At 70.0% G+C, this 14,621-nt stretch carries 18 protein-coding genes; 5 read left to right on the forward strand and 13 right to left on the reverse strand.

Translation table 11 applies throughout. The annotated features are described in order from the left end of the window. Positions 1-70: 70 nt before the first annotated feature. Positions 71-1,726 (reverse strand): ribosomal protection-like ABC-F family protein, encoded by a 1,656-nt coding sequence (gene abc-f / locus ACQP2E_RS18920; RefSeq protein WP_433833453.1) that lies wholly within the window; start codon positions 1,724-1,726, stop codon positions 71-73. A gap of 255 nt (positions 1,727-1,981) precedes the next feature. Here abc-f and ACQP2E_RS18925 point away from each other — a divergent pair, with 255 nt between their 5' ends. Genes ACQP2E_RS18925 through ACQP2E_RS18935 form a run of 3 tightly spaced genes read left to right on the forward strand, consistent with a single transcriptional unit; the run spans position 1,982 to position 4,660 of the window. Next, positions 1,982-3,142, forward strand: coding sequence for a hypothetical protein (locus ACQP2E_RS18925; protein WP_433833455.1), 1,161 nt, complete (start codon positions 1,982-1,984; stop codon positions 3,140-3,142). 13 nt (positions 3,143-3,155) lie between these two features. After that, on the forward strand, positions 3,156-3,518 hold the full coding sequence (locus tag ACQP2E_RS18930; RefSeq protein ID WP_433833457.1) for a PadR family transcriptional regulator: 363 nt from the start codon (positions 3,156-3,158) through the stop codon (positions 3,516-3,518). Further along, on the forward strand, positions 3,515-4,660 hold the full coding sequence (locus tag ACQP2E_RS18935; protein WP_433833459.1) for a hypothetical protein: 1,146 nt from the start codon (positions 3,515-3,517) through the stop codon (positions 4,658-4,660). Before ACQP2E_RS18930 ends, ACQP2E_RS18935 begins: the two co-directional genes overlap by 4 nt. Before the next feature lie 117 nt (positions 4,661-4,777). Here the strand turns inward: ACQP2E_RS18935 and ACQP2E_RS18940 are convergent, their stop codons facing one another. The 4 genes from ACQP2E_RS18940 to ACQP2E_RS18955 form a co-directional block, all read right to left on the reverse strand. Further along, complete coding sequence (locus ACQP2E_RS18940; protein WP_433833461.1) at positions 4,778-5,593, reverse strand: sigma-70 family RNA polymerase sigma factor; 816 nt, start codon at positions 5,591-5,593, stop codon at positions 4,778-4,780. A 425-nt stretch (positions 5,594-6,018) separates the two neighbouring features. After that, entirely contained in the window at positions 6,019-6,630 is a 612-nt protein-coding gene (locus ACQP2E_RS18945; protein WP_433833463.1) for a response regulator, read from the reverse strand. Further along, a complete protein-coding gene (locus tag ACQP2E_RS18950) occupies positions 6,627-7,271 on the reverse strand; it encodes an ABC transporter permease (protein WP_433833465.1) in 645 nt (214 codons plus the stop codon). The genes ACQP2E_RS18945 and ACQP2E_RS18950 overlap by 4 nt, the downstream gene beginning before the upstream one ends. Continuing rightward, entirely contained in the window at positions 7,268-8,185 is a 918-nt protein-coding gene (locus tag ACQP2E_RS18955; RefSeq protein ID WP_433833467.1) for an ABC transporter ATP-binding protein, read from the reverse strand. Before ACQP2E_RS18955 ends, ACQP2E_RS18950 begins: the two co-directional genes overlap by 4 nt. Before the next feature lie 118 nt (positions 8,186-8,303). Between ACQP2E_RS18955 and ACQP2E_RS18960 the strand changes: the two genes are divergently transcribed. Beyond that, positions 8,304-8,828 carry a 2'-5' RNA ligase family protein gene (locus ACQP2E_RS18960; protein ID WP_433833469.1) on the forward strand — a complete coding sequence of 175 codons (525 nt, stop codon included), beginning with the start codon at positions 8,304-8,306 and terminating at the stop codon, positions 8,826-8,828. On the opposite strand, the gene ACQP2E_RS18965 is transcribed toward ACQP2E_RS18960, so the two are convergent. Then, positions 8,727-9,605 carry an SGNH/GDSL hydrolase family protein gene (locus tag ACQP2E_RS18965; protein ID WP_433833470.1) on the reverse strand — a complete coding sequence of 293 codons (879 nt, stop codon included), beginning with the start codon at positions 9,603-9,605 and terminating at the stop codon, positions 8,727-8,729. The genes ACQP2E_RS18960 and ACQP2E_RS18965 overlap by 102 nt on opposite strands. Positions 9,606-9,698: 93 nt before the next feature. Then, positions 9,699-10,163, reverse strand: coding sequence for a Clp protease N-terminal domain-containing protein (locus ACQP2E_RS18970; RefSeq protein WP_433833472.1), 465 nt, complete (start codon positions 10,161-10,163; stop codon positions 9,699-9,701). A gap of 18 nt (positions 10,164-10,181) precedes the next feature. On the opposite strand from ACQP2E_RS18970, the gene ACQP2E_RS18975 reads away from it, so the two are divergent. Next, positions 10,182-10,550 (forward strand): VOC family protein, encoded by a 369-nt coding sequence (locus tag ACQP2E_RS18975; RefSeq protein WP_433833474.1) that lies wholly within the window; start codon positions 10,182-10,184, stop codon positions 10,548-10,550. 22 nt (positions 10,551-10,572) lie between these two features. Here the strand turns inward: ACQP2E_RS18975 and ACQP2E_RS18980 are convergent, their stop codons facing one another. From ACQP2E_RS18980 to ACQP2E_RS19005, 6 genes are read right to left on the reverse strand one after another with little or no spacing between them, the layout of a single operon-like run. After that, on the reverse strand, positions 10,573-10,926 hold the full coding sequence (locus ACQP2E_RS18980) for a DUF6204 family protein (RefSeq protein WP_433833476.1): 354 nt from the start codon (positions 10,924-10,926) through the stop codon (positions 10,573-10,575). Between the two features lie 32 nt (positions 10,927-10,958). Beyond that, positions 10,959-11,774, reverse strand: a complete 816-nt coding sequence (locus ACQP2E_RS18985; RefSeq protein WP_433833478.1) for a sugar nucleotide-binding protein — start codon at positions 11,772-11,774, stop codon at positions 10,959-10,961. A gap of 9 nt (positions 11,775-11,783) precedes the next feature. Then, positions 11,784-12,464 (reverse strand): hypothetical protein, encoded by a 681-nt coding sequence (locus ACQP2E_RS18990; RefSeq protein WP_433833480.1) that lies wholly within the window; start codon positions 12,462-12,464, stop codon positions 11,784-11,786. Then, complete coding sequence (locus ACQP2E_RS18995; RefSeq protein WP_433833482.1) at positions 12,461-13,372, reverse strand: ATP-binding cassette domain-containing protein; 912 nt, start codon at positions 13,370-13,372, stop codon at positions 12,461-12,463. The genes ACQP2E_RS18990 and ACQP2E_RS18995 overlap by 4 nt, the downstream gene beginning before the upstream one ends. After that, a complete protein-coding gene (locus tag ACQP2E_RS19000; RefSeq protein ID WP_433833484.1) occupies positions 13,369-13,749 on the reverse strand; it encodes a GntR family transcriptional regulator in 381 nt (126 codons plus the stop codon). The genes ACQP2E_RS18995 and ACQP2E_RS19000 overlap by 4 nt, the downstream gene beginning before the upstream one ends. A 23-nt stretch (positions 13,750-13,772) precedes the next feature. Next, positions 13,773-14,576, reverse strand: a complete 804-nt coding sequence (locus ACQP2E_RS19005) for a dihydrodipicolinate synthase family protein (protein WP_433833486.1) — start codon at positions 14,574-14,576, stop codon at positions 13,773-13,775. Between the last annotated feature and the right edge of the window lie 45 nt (positions 14,577-14,621).

A 14,621-nucleotide genomic window follows, 5' to 3' on the forward strand; every position in this document is an offset into this window, starting at 1 on the left:
CCGCTTTCCCGTAGCCAGCTTGAGAGCATAGGGGGGCGGATCATGCGGGTTTCCTCACGCCCCCAGTTTCTCAGCTCTCGCTCACCTGACCGTCCGCGACATGCCAGTGCCGGGTGTGGCCCACGGCATCGGCGAAGTACCGGTCGTGGCTGGCGAACAGCAGCGTCCCCTTGTACCGCCGCAGCGCCTCCTCGACGACGTCGAGGGCTTCGAAGTCGAGGAAGTTGGTCGGCTCGTCGAGCAGCAGGATTCTGGCCGGGCTGTTGACCACCACGGCCAGCAGCAGCCGGCGCAGCTCGCCGGCGGACAGGTCGCGGACCGGCGCGGTCCACTGCTCGGCCTCGAACTGGTGGCCGGCGAGGAGGCGTTCGGCGTCGTCGACGTAGACCGGCACCCGGTCCCGGAAGAAGTCGAGCACGCTGCGGCCGGTGCGCAGCCCTTCGTCGGTTTGCGGCAGCTCCGCGACGTCGTCGTGCTGGTTGCGCAGGGCGTGCAGCAGGGTGGTCTTGCCGGCTCCGTTGCGCCCGGTGATCAGGATCCGGTCGCCGCGGGTCACGTCGAGGTCGACGTGGTCGAGCAGGATTCGCTCGCCGTAGGCGACGGTGACATCGCGGGCCTTGAGCACGATCTCGCGGTCGTCGGTGTCGTCACCGGGGAACGCCAGGGTCAGCGGTGGCCGGGTGCGGGGCTGGGCGATCCATTTCACCGACGCCATCTGCCGGCGCAGCCGCCGTTCGCGCACTTTCGCCTTGCGGGCCACGAGCCGGGCCACCCGGCGCAGGTGCGGGGCCTCGGCGTTGGAGCGCGGCGCGGCCTCCACGCCGCGGGCGTACCCCATGGTTTTCGCGATGTCGGCTTCCCAGCGCAGCCGGTTTTTCTCCTGCGCCTCGAAATCGAGCAGCAGTTTCTCCCAGCGCCGTTGTTTCTCCGCGCGGAATGCCGTGTAGCCGCCGCCGGGATAGTCCTGTGGCTGCTCCTCGATGCCGTCGAGCTCGATGATGCGGGTGGCGAACTCGTCGAGGAATGCCCGGTCGTGACTGACTGCGATCACCCCGCCGGTGAAGTCGCGCAACCAGTCCCGTAGCCACTGCGCGCCCTCGGCGTCGAGATGGTTGGTCGGCTCGTCGAGCAGCAACAGGCTGGGCGCGTCGAGTAGCGCTCGGGCCAGCAGCAACCTTGCCTGCTCGCCACCGCTGACCGCGCTCACCGGCAGGTCGTCGGGCAGGTGCTCGATGTCGAGGCGCTGGCGGATCTCGGTCAGCCGCGCCTCGGCGGTCCACCCCTCCAGCGCCGTCCACCGCTCCTGCACGGTCCCGAACTCGTCGAGGACGTCCTCGCCGGCTGCCAGGCGCGCTTCCAGCGCGCGCAGCGCCACGGTCACTGCCGCGAGCTCACCGAGACCCCCGGTCAGGAACGCGGCCACGCTCCCGTCCTGGTCGGGCATCCGCTGGGGTACGTAAGACAGGCGCGCGCCCGGAGCCACGGTGACCGCACCGGCGGTCGGTGTCAGCTCGCCTGCCAGCACGCGCAGCAGCGTGGTCTTGCCGGCGCCGTTGGGCCCGACGACGCCGATCCGGTCGCCTTCGCGCAGGACCAGGTCGAGACCGGAGAAGAGAAGGTCACCGTCGTGGGCCTGGCCGAGGCCGACGGCTTTGAGATGGGCTTTCGGGTTGGTGCTGGCCGACCGGGGGCTGGTGCTGGCCGATCTGGGGTGGGTGCTGGACAAGACTGCCTCCGGGAGTGTGCGACACCGACATGGGCTCGCCCGGGTGTGGTCACGGGCGATCAGCGAAGCCGGGTCGCTCTCACATCGTCGGGGTGTGCTCCTTGTCCGAGGCATCAGGTCCGGGTCAACCCTGCCCCACCGCTGTCCTTGTCGCAACCGCATTTGCCGGCTCCTCTCCGGGTGCTGCCTGTGATGCCGCCGCATCCGACAATAGCTCGGTTGCCGATATATGACGAGCGGCGTACTGTCCTCGGCATGGACCGCATCGACGACTGGCCGTCACCCGCTCCCGAGTTGGAGCGTGCCTACCGTCGGTTGCTGCTGGCCTATCCCGGCTCCTACCGGCGACGCCACGGCACCGAGATCCTCACGCTGCTGCTCGAAATGGCCGAGCCCGGCCGGCGCAGGCCGGCGGCCGCCGACGCCTGTCATCTGATCGGCAGCGGGATCCGCCAGCGGTTCCGGCTGCCCGCCGCGCGTCCCCTCGCGTGGGTCGTGGCGCTGCTGGCGGCCCTGATCGGCGGCGGGCTCGGGGCCGCCGCCGGTTCCTGGGCCGCCCAGCAGCGCCTCACCGCGCTTCCGGACCGAGCCGGGTGGCAGCAGCTCGCCCGACTGGTGGCACCCGGCGGCGGCGAGCACTTCACCAACCTGCACGAGGATTCCACCTACTTCGCACCCGGCTATCTCAGCGACGTCCCGGTCACCGCCTGGGATGGCGAGCAGGCCCGCCGGGAGCTGGCTCGCGCCGGCTGGGCGGTGGAGACGGCCCAGCCGGTCACCGGCCTGGTCGGCTTCACTGATGCGATCACCGGGGTGGACAGCACGGTGCGCGTCACGGCATACCGGTTTTCCGCCGAGCGCGACGGTCTGGTCCTGCACACCCAGGGCTGGGCACACGACGATCGTGGCTCCGTCGTCCTGATGCTGTGGCAGCAGGACGACGGCACGCTACTGTCGTTGTCGCTCGCCGGCGCCGTGACCGGCATGATCGGCGGCTGGTTGCTGGCCGCGGCCGGTTTCCGCCGGCTGCGCAGGCCACGGGCGCCACGGCCCTCGCTGGCCGAACGCCTCATCATCGCCGCCGCCCTGGACCGCCCGCTGACCCAGACCACACCCGGGCACCGGGCGCCGCACCTCCCCCTGGTCGCCGGTGTCCTGACGTGCCTCACCGTCGCCGTGTTCGCGCTGCCGGTGACCGCGCTCTACGACAACCTCGCCCGCGTCCTGGCCCGCGACGCCGACGCGATCACCCTGGACACCGTGCACAGCGCGCTGACCATCGGCGCGCGCTGGTCGTTCGGGCCGCCCTGGCTCAACGCCGTCCTGACCGCGGCCGGGCTGGCGCTGACCCTGACCACATTCGTCACCCTGCGGCACCGACCCGACCCGCTCGCCGCCGCCACCACCACCACCTGAAAGGAGGCACGCCATGCAAGAACCCACCTTCCTGATCCTCACCGCGCTCGCGGCGCAGCCGCTGCATGGGTACGGCATCGTCCAGTCCGTGCTCGGCCTCTCCGCCGGCGAGGTCAAACTGCGCCCCGGCACCCTCTACGGCGCCCTCGACCGCCTCGCCGACCAGGGACTCATCGACGTCGACCACGAGGAAGCCGTCGAGGGCCGGCTGCGCCGCTACTACCGGCTCAGCGACGACGGCGCCGCTGTCCTGGCCGTCGAGGTCGACCGGCTGCGCAAACGAGCCGAGACCGCCGAGTCTCAGCTACGGCAGCGCCCGGGCATTGTGCCGGGCGTGTCCCGCCTCGCCGGCCCGTACCCGGGGCTCAACGGATGACGGCCGACGACTGGACCGGCAACAGGGACTGGACCGGCAACGGGGACTGGCCGCAGGCGGATCCCGGGCTGGAGCGTGCCTACAAGCGGCTGATGCGTACCTATCCACCCGGCTACCGGCGGCGACACGGTCCGGAGATCGTGACCACGCTTCTGGAGATGGCCGAGCCGGGCCAGCAGCGGCCGTCCCGGGCGGAGAGCTGGCATCTGATCGGGAGCGGGATCCGTCAGCGGTTCCGGTTGCCGGCCGGGTGGCCGCTCGCCTGGATCGCGGCAGTGCTGGTGGCCCTGATCGGCGGCGGGTTCGGGGCCGCTGCGGGTTCCTGGACTGCCGAGCAGACCTTCGCCGGCGTTCCCGACCATGCTTCGGCCGGCGCCCTGCACGCGCAAGCCGTCGGCGGGCCCGGCGAGGATACCGTCGTGCGGCCCGATAGCGGTTCGCCCTGGACAGGCCGCATGGTCATGGGCAACACGTCCGTGCTGGGGTTCGACGGCTGGGACGCCGAGCAGGCCCGGCAGCGTCTCGCGGCCGCCGGCTGGCAGCTCGGCCCGGCCACCCACCCGGGTGGCAGCGCGACCACCACCGATGAGGCCGGCAACACCGTCGAGATAGAGCTCAGGAGGACGGTGTTCCGCGCCGAACGTGACGGCGTGATGCTGGAGGTCCGCAGCCATCAAACCGAGCAGTCCGGGATGGTCGGCACCAGGATGTGGTCCGCGGGCAACGCGACCCTGCTGCCGTTCACGGTCATCGGCATCCTGGCCGGTCTGATCGCGGGCTGGTTGCTCACTGCGGCGGGCGTTCAGCGGCTACGGCATGCCGCACCGGCACGGGCGCGCCTGGGCACGGGACTAACCGCCGTCGCCGTGGCGGTGCTGGCCCTGCCTGCGGTCGCGTTCTACGGCAACGTGATGCGAGCGTTCCGCTATGCCGGCGGCGACGACCCGGTCTTCACCGTGCACAGCGCGGTGAATCCCGGAGCGTACTGGCCGTTCGGGCCCGAGTGGCTCAACGTGGCGCTGGCGGGGGCAGGCCTCGGGCTCGTCGTAGCGGCGCTGATCCTGACATGGGCTACGCGATCCGGTGATCGCGGCGGAGCCCGGCACGCTGAACCCAGCCGATTTTCCCCTGGGCTGTCGTAACCCGGCTTGTCGTTACCTGGCCCGTTGACGTGGTCGTCGCCGCCATCCGTGGCAGCGCCATCCGTCGGCCGGCCTGGTCACCCGACTGCCGGCCTGGTCAACCGGCTGCCGGCCACGTCACGCGGCTGCCGGCAACAGGGCGGGGACATCGGACACCCGCAATCCCTGGACGTCGGTGACGCCGAGGCGGGTGGTCATGGTGCTGCGGGCGGCGATCTGGGCGGCGTACGCGGCGCGGCGGCGGGCGACACAGCCGTCCTTCGCGTCCGGGACGCGCATCTGCTCCATGTGGGTGATCAGGCCGTCGCGCAGCAGTGCCAGGGCCTCGGTGCGTAGCTGCGACACCCGGGATTCGGTCACCCCGAGTTCGGCGGCGACCTCGGAGAGGGGGCGTTCCTGCAGGAAGGAGGCTTCCACGACGTACCGCAGCCGCTCCGGCAGCACAGTCACCGCGTCGTGCAGGTACCCGAGACGCTCGCGGTGCAGCAGCAGCTCCTCCGGGTTCATCGCCGAGTCGGTGACCAGGTCCTCGGCGGTGCCGGTGGCGAAACCCTGCAGCGACAGCACGGCGGCGCGCTGCACGTCGTCGTCAACGCTGCTGAGTTCGTTGACCGCGACGCCGAGCAGCTCAGCCAGTTCCTCGGCGGTGGGGGTACGGCCGAGCTGGCGGGTCAGCTCCTCGCGGGCCACGTCGGCGCGGCGGGCGCGGGCCCGGACCGAGCGGCTCGCCCAGTCCATGCTGCGCAGCTCGTCGAGCAGAGCACCGCGGACACGGACAGCGGCGAACCGGCCGAACGGGATGCCACGTTCCGGGTCGTACGACTGCGCGGCCGTCACCAGCGCGGCGTAACCAGCTGACGCTAGGTCATCACGGTGCACGTGCGGCGGCACCTTGAACAGCATCTCGCGAACCATGTGCCCGACCAGCGCCATGTTGTCCCGGATCAGCTCTTCCTGCTCGCGGGTGACAGGCTCCCGACCAGCAGGCTCCCCAACAGCGGACTCCCCAACAGCGGGGTCCCGCGTGACGGACTCCCGGGCCACCGACTCGCCGGTTGCCGGCTCGTGAGAAGCGATAGCGAGTTCGGGAGAAACGATAGCGGGCTCGTGAGAACCGGTCGCAGGCTCGTGGGAGACAAGTTCGCGGGTAGCGGCTTCACGGGTGACAGAAGTTTGAACGGTCGCGGTCATTTCGGTTCCCCCCTGTGTCGGCGCCGTGACGGCTCGCCGGCTGACAGAAGGAACTTTTCGCCGCTTCGGGTGCAGGAAGTGGCCACTCTTGGTTGCTGCTCGGTTGCACTCCGCAATTTTCCTCAAGTGCAGGTTTGAACCTCATAGCAGCTGCCCATCCCGGCTGGCTAGGGAATCAACCAGCCCGTGTCGACCGCGAGACGCACCGCTTCGGCCCGGGTACGCGCACCGGTCTTACCGATCGCCGACGAGAGGTGATTACGTACCGTCCCCTCGGAAAGCCGCAGCTCACGGGCGACGTCGGCGACCGTTCCACCGTCCCGGGCCGCCCGCAGCACGTCCGTCTCGCGTTCGGTCAGCGGCGAGTCGCCGTGCGCCAGTGACTGTGCGGCCAGCGCCGGGTCCACCACCCGTAGACCCTGGTGCACCCGCCGGACCGCGTCGGCTAGTTGCCGCGCCGGGGTGTCCTTCACGATGAACCCGCCCGCGCCGGCCGCCATGGCCTGCTTCAGGTACCCGGCCCGGCCGAACGTGGTCACCATCAACACCCGGCACGACGGCACCGACTGTTGCAGAACCCGGGCCGCGCTGATGCCGTCGAGGCCCGGCATCTGTACGTCGAGCAGCGCCACGTCGGCCTCGTACTCCTTGACGGCGGCGACCACCTCGTCGCCCCGGCCGACCTCGGCCACCACTTTCAGGTCGGGTTCCAGGTCGAGCAGAGCGGCCATCGCGCCGCGTACCAAAGCCTGGTCGTCAGCGAGCAACAAACGGATCATGCGACAGCTCCCAGGCTAGGCTCGATCTCGGCGAATCGTGGTGGCTCAGGGGTCGTCTGACCGGCGAACGACAGCACGGCCAGGACCGGGCCGAGGATCTGCATCACGTTCTCACTCGGCAGCAGGTATCCCATGAACAGCCCGAACGCGGCGAACACCAGCGAGCACACCCAGGCCAGCAGGCCGCAGCCGATCCACGCCGACACGGGCAGTTCCGCGCCGGCCAGCGAGCCGACGAGGAACGCGACGGCCACCGACACCGCGCCGATGATCATGGCGATGACCAGCTTGACGGCCACGTACGCAAGTGGTTTCAAGGGTGTGAGCCGCAGCTGGCGGCTCCACCCGGCGGCGCGCTCGATGGAGACCATCGCCCCGCCGCTGGTGGTGGCGAGCATCGCGCCGTAGACGGCCATGCTGATCAGGATGTACCCGGTGACGTTGCCTTCACCGACGCGTTCGGTGCGGTACCCGGAGCTGCTGCCGAACAGCAGGAAGAACGCCGCCGGCATGATCAGCGTGAAGATCACCGTGCGTTTGTTACGCAGCATCCGGCGCAGTTCCAGGGCGATCATGCCGAGGCTGAAGCCGCCGAATCGCGGCAGGGAACGCACGAGAGGAGAAACAGTCGAGACACTCATGCCGCATCCGCCGTCAACGTCAGGAACGCCTCTTCCAGGTTCCGGGAGGTGATCTCCAGGTCCCGGGCGGGCGTCGTGGTGAGCAGGTGCCGGGCGATCGCGTCGGTGTCACGCCCGTGCAGATAAACGGTGTCGCCACGAACCTCCACCGACTCCACACCCGAAATAGCCGACAAATCCGATAACGCCACCCCGGGCAGGGTGGCCCGAACGGTCCGTCCTGACGCCAGCGCTTTCACCTCCGACGCGGTTCCGTCGGCCACGATCTGACCACGCCGCACGAAGACCACCCGGTCCGCGTACGCGTCGGCCTCCTCCAGATAGTGCGTGGCGAACACGACGGTCCGGCCACGACGCGCATCGTCGCGGATGGCGTTCCAGAAATCGTGCCGCCCACCCACGTCCATCCCGGTCGTCGGCTCGTCGAGGATCAGCAGCTCGGGATCGGGCAGCAGCGCCATCGCGAACCGCAGCCGCTGCTGCTGCCCGCCCGAACACTTGCCGACCAGCCGCGAACCGATGTCAGCGATCCCGGCGCGTTCGAGAACGGAAGCGACCGCCGAGCGCGGTTTGCCGAACAGCACCGCGGTCAGGCGTACCGTCTCCTCGACCGTGTAGTCCTTGAGCAGCCCGCCGGTCTGCATGACCGCCGAGACCAGGCCGAGCGCGACGGCATCCTGCGGCGTGTGGTCGTACACCCGGACCGTCCCCGCGTCGGGCCGGGAAAGACCTAGCAGCATGTCGATCGTCGTGGTCTTGCCGGCGCCGTTCGGGCCGAGCAGGGCCACCACCTCGCCGGGCCGGATGCGCAGGTCGAGCCCGGCGACGGCGGTGACCGCGCCGAACCGTTTGACCACGCCCGAAAGTTCCACGGCGGCCGCAGCCGCCGTGGAGGGCACAGTAGTGAGTGTCATGAATAGAAGACTGCTACCGCGAACGTGGCCATCCCTGCGCTGTGCGTCATGCGGCGGCCATGACATCTGTCATTGAGGACGAGTTGCCGCCGCAACATCCATGACCGACACTGCGGCGGTGGAACCGACGCAGAGCGCCCTGATCGTGCCGATTCCGGAAGCCGAGCCGGCGGTCGCCGGGTTGAGGGAACGCCTCGACACCGCCGCCTCCCGGGGCATCCCCGCCCACATCACCGTGCTGTACCCGTTCCTGCCGCCCTCTCAGCTCACCCCGCAGGTCCTTGCCGCGGTACGCCTGATCGTGGCCGGCGTGCCCCGGTTCTTCATGAGCCTCGACCGGGTGGCCTGGTTCCACGACCGGGTGGTGTGGCTGGCCCCGGACCCGGCCGAGCCGTTCCGGGAACTCACCAACCGCATCGCCACCCGGTTCCCGCAGGCCCAGCCGTACGGCGGCGAGTTCGCCGAGGTGGTCCCGCACCTCACGATCGGCCACGACCACCCGAGAAGCGACCTCGACGCGGCCGCCGCGGCGGTGCAGGCGTCACTGCCGATCCGGGCGCGGGTCACCTCGGTACGCCTGATCGCGGGAAACCCGCAGCCCGGCGACACATGGCACACGCTGACCGACTTCCCGCTCGGTTAACGAACCCCGGGCGGCGGGCCGGCGCTGCCACCACCGGCAGACCCGCACCGAACCGTGGTGATGACACAGGTAGACCAGCTCGGCACTGTCCGGGTCGGCCTCGTCCGGCCACGCCGGGCCGAGTTCGGTACGCATCGCCTCGTACCAGCTGTGCGCCATCCGCGCGTACCCATGAGCGTTCGGATGATGCCGGTCGTAGATCGACAGTCCGCTGACCCGGGCCTGGTCCACCAGCCGCACCCGCGGCCCCTTGCCCGCCACCACGGCCGGGATCAGGGCGTTGTACGCGTGATTCGCCGCCATCTCGGAGAGCACGTTGGTGCCGACGATCGTGGACACGAAGATCCGGGTACGCGGAGCCGTCTTCAGGATCAGGTCGACCAGCGCCGACAGTTTCCGTGCCACCTCGGCCGGATCGTCGCCGCGGGTGATGTTGTTGGTGCCGGCGTGCAGCAGCACCACGTCCGGCGCGTAGTCGTCCAGCCAGCCACCCACCTGCGCGGACAGCTGCTCGATGGTCCAGCCGCCGTGACCCTCATGGTCGGGGTCACCGCCGATGCCGCCGCGCTGCGAACCGACGAAGTCGACCGTCGTACCGGCGCGCTCCAGCCTGCGTTGCAGGACGAGCCGGTATCCCTGGCGGCCGGGCGCGCCGGCGCCCGCAGTGATCGAGTCGCCCAGCGGCATGATCCGAATCGGAGCTGGCGCCGCCGATGCCGGAGCACCGAACTGGGCACCGGTCACCACGACAACAGCGGCTAGCAGACCACGCAGCATCGCGGATCCCACCGTCCCTCAACAACCCCGGAAGCCGATCTTCCGCCGGTGAGGAGGTAACGCCGCTGCGGCCCGCAAGGGCACGCACAACTTTCAGGCGACCTGGCGGGCGGACTCCTGCGGGCCTGTGAGCACGGTGTTCTCGACCGCGGCCTTGCGGACGCCGGCGCGGCCGAGCACGCCGCCCGCCGGCTCCTCCTCCAGCAGGGCCAGCAGGATGTGGCCGGTGCCGACCCGCTCGTGCTGCAGCCGCAGCGCCTCACGGAAGGTCAGCTCCAGGGCCTTCTTGGCGCGGGCGTCGAACGGCACCAGCACCGGCTCCGGTGCGTCGCCGGCCGGCTCGGGCAGGCTCGCGATCGCCGCGTCCCGCACGGCCGTGAGGCCGAGGTTCTGCGCCGTGAGCGCGTGCACGGCGAGGCTGTCCGGCTGCTCGATCAGGGCGAGCAGCAGATGGCCGGCGCCGATCTCGGTCCACGAGGCGCCGGAGTGCCGGGCCTGGTCGACGAACTGGCCGATCAGGTGGTCGGCCAGCTCACCGAGATGGTCGGCCAGCAGCACGCCCATATAGTACGGGATATGACCACGAGTCCCGTTCGTCACCTCACGTTCGACGCCCGTAATCCTCTTGTTATCGCCGCGTTCTGGTCGCGATTGACGGGCTTTCCCGTCGATGCCGAGTCCGACGAGGAGGAAGCGCTCGTCGAGTGCGAGCCAGGCCTGCTGTTCATCGCGGTGCCCGAGGCGAAGACCGCCAAGAACCGCCTCCACCTCGACCTGCAGCCACCAGCCGGCACCCGCGACGAGTACGTCGACAAGGCCGTCGAGCTGGGCGCCACCATCGCCGCCGACCACCGCAAGCCCGACGGCACCGGCTGGGTCACGCTGCGCGACCCGGAAGGCAACGAGTTCTGCGTCGAGCGCAGCGCCGCCGAACGGGCCGGCTGACCCTGCAGGCCGAACGGGCCGGCTAACCCTGCAGGCGGCGCCCGCGCGGGCCGAGCGGCACCTCGGACAGGTCGACCGTCTGCGAGGTGATGCGCTTGAAGCCGTACCCTCGCTCGGTCATCCAGTCGGCGGCCTTGGCCTCCGCGCGCGCCGTGACCTTCGGGATCTCCCTTTCGTCGTCGACCTCCTCGGCGAACCGGAAGGTGAAGAACGGCCGCGCCGCCAGGTCGTAGGTGAGGTGGCCGTCCTGCGTGTAGGTCACCGCGAGGATGTCGGCGTGCTGCGGCCCGGCCGCGAGCAGCGCGGCTTTCTGGTCGGCGGAGAGGTTGTCGAAGGATCCGCGAACGGTGACGCGGACCGTGCGTTTACTGGTCACGCCGGCCAGTATCACCAATCATCGGCCGGGTTTCATCCGATAAATTCGGTCGCGCCGCGCAGACGGGTCTTCAGGACCGTGGCGGCCCGGTCGATCACCAGGCGTACGTCGGTGGGGCGTTGCAGGCCGAGGTCGGCGACGGTGGCGGCCGGGATCGCGGCGGTGTCCAGGCCGTCGCGGCGGGCCACCAGCACGCCGAGGTCGTACCGGCTGACCGCGTCGGCGCCGGCCACGTTGAGCACACCCGGGTAATCGCCGGCGGCCAGTTCCAGCAGGGCGTCGGCCAGGTCGTCGACGTGCACCGGCGTGCGGATCTCGTCGGTGAACAGGGCGCCTTTCACCCGGCCGGCCGCCAGGTCGTGGGTGAGTTTCTCGTGGTATCCGTTGCCGTCACCGAGGATCAGCGACGTACGCACGACCGCCGCCGACGGCACGGCGGCGCGCACCGCCGTCTCGGCTGCCGCTTTCGCCGCCCCGTAGGCGTAGACCGGGTCCGGCAGCGCGTCCTCGGTGTAGGACACCGCACGACCGGAGAAGATGGCGTCGCTGGAGACGTGCACCAGACGTACCCCAGCCTCGGCGGCCGCGACCGCGACGTTGGCCGCGCCGTCCGCGTTGGCCGGCCAATCGTGGCGATCGCGGCCCGCGGCCGCGTGAATGACCGCGTCCGGACGCAGCTCGCGCACCACGCGGCGCACGGCAGCCTGGTCGCGGATGTCGAGCCGCAGCGATGCGGTCGCGGCCGGCGCGGACAGGTACGTTCCGATGGCATCCCAGCCGGCGGCCGCCGCGCGGGTCACCACGCGACGGCCGAGCGAACCGGTTCCCCCAGTGATCAAAAGGCGCACCCGGGCACCCTATGCGACCCGGGTTTTCAGCGGCACGTCCCGGGCGCTGACCCACAGCAGGGCGTAGGCGGCGGCGACTGCGGCCAGGGTGAGCGGCAGCAGCGGCAGGTCGGTGCGGGCGAACGGCAGGCTGAAGAACCCGTTGACTCCCCCGGTGACCAGCACCACCGCGGCCGCCGGCAGCAGCGCCAGCCCACCGGCGGCTTCCCACCGGTAGAACGCGACCCCGATGAACACGCCGATCATCAGCCAGGTCATCAGCATGCTCCAGTGCGCTGCGAAGATCTGCGGGTAATCACTCGCGGACGCGTAGAAGCGCTGCTCCTGCACCTTCTGCTGCCAGTCCAGCGACCGGTAGACCAGCGTCTCGATCGCGAACGCGGCGGTGATCAGCGCGGCGAGCAGCAGCGTGGTGACCACCTGGAACACCGGGTGCTGCATCAGGAACTCGCGGCGGCTCCGGCCGTGCACCAGCGTCGTGACTATCAGGTTCGCCGCGGTCGCGCCGTAACCCAGCGCCACCCACGGCAGCGCCTGCCCGACGACGTCGACACCGCTGAGCCGGATCTCGGTGAACTGGGCCACCACGGCGACGACGACCGCGACGAACAGGTAGACGCCGAACATCACGAACAGCAGGAAGATGGTGTGGCTGCCCAGCAGATAGCGAAGGATCGGCCAGCGGCTCATCGGTCGGCTCCCGTCAGGTTCTGCGCGCCCGTCGCGTTCTCCGCGCTGGTCAGGTGGATGAACAGGTCCTGCACGCCGACCGGGCCCAGCTCCAGGCCGTGCGCGCGGGCCCGGCGGCGCTGATCGTCGTCGAGGGTGCCGTACACCATGGCCTGCAGGGTCGGGCCGAGCCGCTGGCGGCCCAGCACGGTCATCGTGGACACGAAGTCCTCGACCACCTCGGCCGCACCGGTCACCGACACGCCCCGGGTCCGCAGCTCGTCGAGCTCCTCGTGCAGCAGCGCCCGGCCCCGATCGATGATCAGCACGTCCTCGAAGAGCGGGCTCTGCTCCTCGATCAGGTGCGTGGAGATGACGAACGTACGCGGATTGGCCAGGTAGTCACGCAGCAGTTCGTCGAGGAACAGCTGCCGGGTCGGCGCGTCCATACCCAGGTGCGCTTCGTCGAACATGGTCAGCGGCGCCCGCGAGGCCAGCCCGACGACCACCCCGAACGCCGAGCGCTGCCCGCGCGACAGGGCGATGAGCGTCTTCTTGCGGGGCAGGGCGAAGCGGTCCAGCAGCTCGCCCGCGTACGTGTCGTCCCAGGTCGGCCGCAGGTACTTGGCCATCTCCAGGATGTCGCCGATGGAGTCGGTCGGGTCGCCGACCCCGCCGTCCTCACGGATCAGGCAGATCTGCGTGGTGACCCGGACGTTCTCGAAGACCGGCTGGCCGCCGACCAGGATGGTGCCGGCGGACGGCTTGCGGAACCCGGCGAGCGCGCTGAGCAGTGTGCTCTTGCCGGCGCCGTTGCGCCCGAGCAGCCCGTAGATCTTGCCGGCGGGCAGGTCGAGGTCGAGACCGTGCAGCGCTTCGGTGTCGCCGTAGCGTATCCGCAGGTCGGTGGTCTGAATCGAGAGCGTCATCGGCCTTCCCCCAGGTCTTCGGTCTCGAACAGGTGCTGGATGTGGGTCACCACGTCGGCGGCCGGGATGCCCAGGGTGCGGGCCTGCGCCACCAGCGGCTCCAGCACATCGGCGAAGAAACGCTCGCGTTTCTCGTCGCGCAGCCGGGTCGGAGCATCGGCACTGACGAACATGCCGACGCCGCGTCGCTTGTAGATCACACCCTCGTCGACCAGGTGCTGGAACGCCTTGGCGGCGGTGGCCGGATTGATCCGGTAGTGCGCCGCGTACTGGTTTGTTGACATCACCTGCTCCTCAGCGCCGAGGACGCCCCGGAGCACGTCCGCCTTGATCTGCTCGGCGATCTGCCGGTAGATCGGGCTGTGGTCGTCGAACACGGGACCCGCCCTTCGTTGGTTCATTACTCTAGTAACGAACCATAGAGGCTTGGTGCGGCCGCGGGCAAGAGCGGTGGGCGTACCCCTGGGGTCGGAATGCGACCCGCAGCGTGCAGCGCTGCCTTGACCACAATGGGGTTGGGCTGCGAAAACAGCACTTTCGACAGGCGCGCGAGCCGGCGTGCCATCATCGGGTCCCGATCGGCGGCCAGCGCTACGAAGGCCGCTGTTTCGATGTGTGCCGAAGCGGCGATGGCTCCGGCGGCACCCATCGCCAGCATCGGCGCGAGAAAGATGTCGTCGCCGCAGAGCACGTCGAAGTCGTCCGGCGGATCCACGAGAAGATCGACAAGGTCGGCGTCGATCGCGCCGGTCGCATACTTGATCCCGATCACGCCGTCGATCGCCGCCAGCCGCCGGATCGCCACCGCGCTCAGCGCCTGCCCGGTGCGCTGCGGCACGTGATAAACGATCATCGGAACCGGACTGACGGCGGCGAGCGCGGCGAAATGCCGGACGACGCCCTCCTCGCCGGGCCGGACAAACGGCGGAACCAGCGTCAGCGCCGCCCGCGCCTTGCCGTTCAGCGACCGCAATTGATCAGGCGTGTCCGCGCCGGCGATGAGATCACCTTCGCTCTGGCCACTGAGCAGATCCAGCACGTTGCGTCGCTCAGCTGCGCTGAGCGACGCCGCCTCCGCGGTTGTCCCGAGCGCAACCAGCCCGGCGCCGGCCAGGAGCGTCTCTCGCGCCAGATTCTCCAGTACGCGGTACGCGATCTCGTTGTCAGCGTCGAAGGGCGTGATCAGTGGAACGTGGATGGTCATGTTTCGACCCTGGCCCGTTCGGCGCGTAAGCAAAAGTTCAGCTTT

Origin of the sequence: Actinoplanes sp. CA-015351, assembly GCF_050955685.1 — a bacterium.
Classification (GTDB): domain Bacteria; phylum Actinomycetota; class Actinomycetes; order Mycobacteriales; family Micromonosporaceae; genus Actinoplanes.

Excerpts from the sequence above, each read along its gene's own strand:
- ACQP2E_RS18925 (WP_433833455.1), top strand. The coding sequence starts at position 1,982 with ATGGACCGCATCGACGACTGGCCGTCACCCGCTCCCGAGTTGGAGCGT.
- ACQP2E_RS18930 (WP_433833457.1), top strand. The coding sequence starts at position 3,156 with ATGCAAGAACCCACCTTCCTGATCCTCACCGCGCTCGCGGCGCAGCCG.
- ACQP2E_RS18935 (WP_433833459.1), top strand. The coding sequence starts at position 3,515 with ATGACGGCCGACGACTGGACCGGCAACAGGGACTGGACCGGCAACGGG.
- ACQP2E_RS18940 (WP_433833461.1), bottom strand. The coding sequence starts at position 5,593 with ATGGCGCTGGTCGGGCACATGGTTCGCGAGATGCTGTTCAAGGTGCCG.
- ACQP2E_RS18945 (WP_433833463.1), bottom strand. The coding sequence starts at position 6,630 with ATGATCCGTTTGTTGCTCGCTGACGACCAGGCTTTGGTACGCGGCGCG.
- ACQP2E_RS18950 (WP_433833465.1), bottom strand. The coding sequence starts at position 7,271 with ATGAGTGTCTCGACTGTTTCTCCTCTCGTGCGTTCCCTGCCGCGATTC.
- ACQP2E_RS18955 (WP_433833467.1), bottom strand. The coding sequence starts at position 8,185 with ATGACACTCACTACTGTGCCCTCCACGGCGGCTGCGGCCGCCGTGGAA.
- ACQP2E_RS18965 (WP_433833470.1), bottom strand. The coding sequence starts at position 9,605 with ATGCTGCGTGGTCTGCTAGCCGCTGTTGTCGTGGTGACCGGTGCCCAG.
- ACQP2E_RS18975 (WP_433833474.1), top strand. The coding sequence starts at position 10,182 with ATGACCACGAGTCCCGTTCGTCACCTCACGTTCGACGCCCGTAATCCT.
- ACQP2E_RS18990 (WP_433833480.1), bottom strand. The coding sequence starts at position 12,464 with ATGAGCCGCTGGCCGATCCTTCGCTATCTGCTGGGCAGCCACACCATC.
- ACQP2E_RS18995 (WP_433833482.1), bottom strand. The coding sequence starts at position 13,372 with ATGACGCTCTCGATTCAGACCACCGACCTGCGGATACGCTACGGCGAC.
- ACQP2E_RS19005 (WP_433833486.1), bottom strand. The coding sequence starts at position 14,576 with ATGACCATCCACGTTCCACTGATCACGCCCTTCGACGCTGACAACGAG.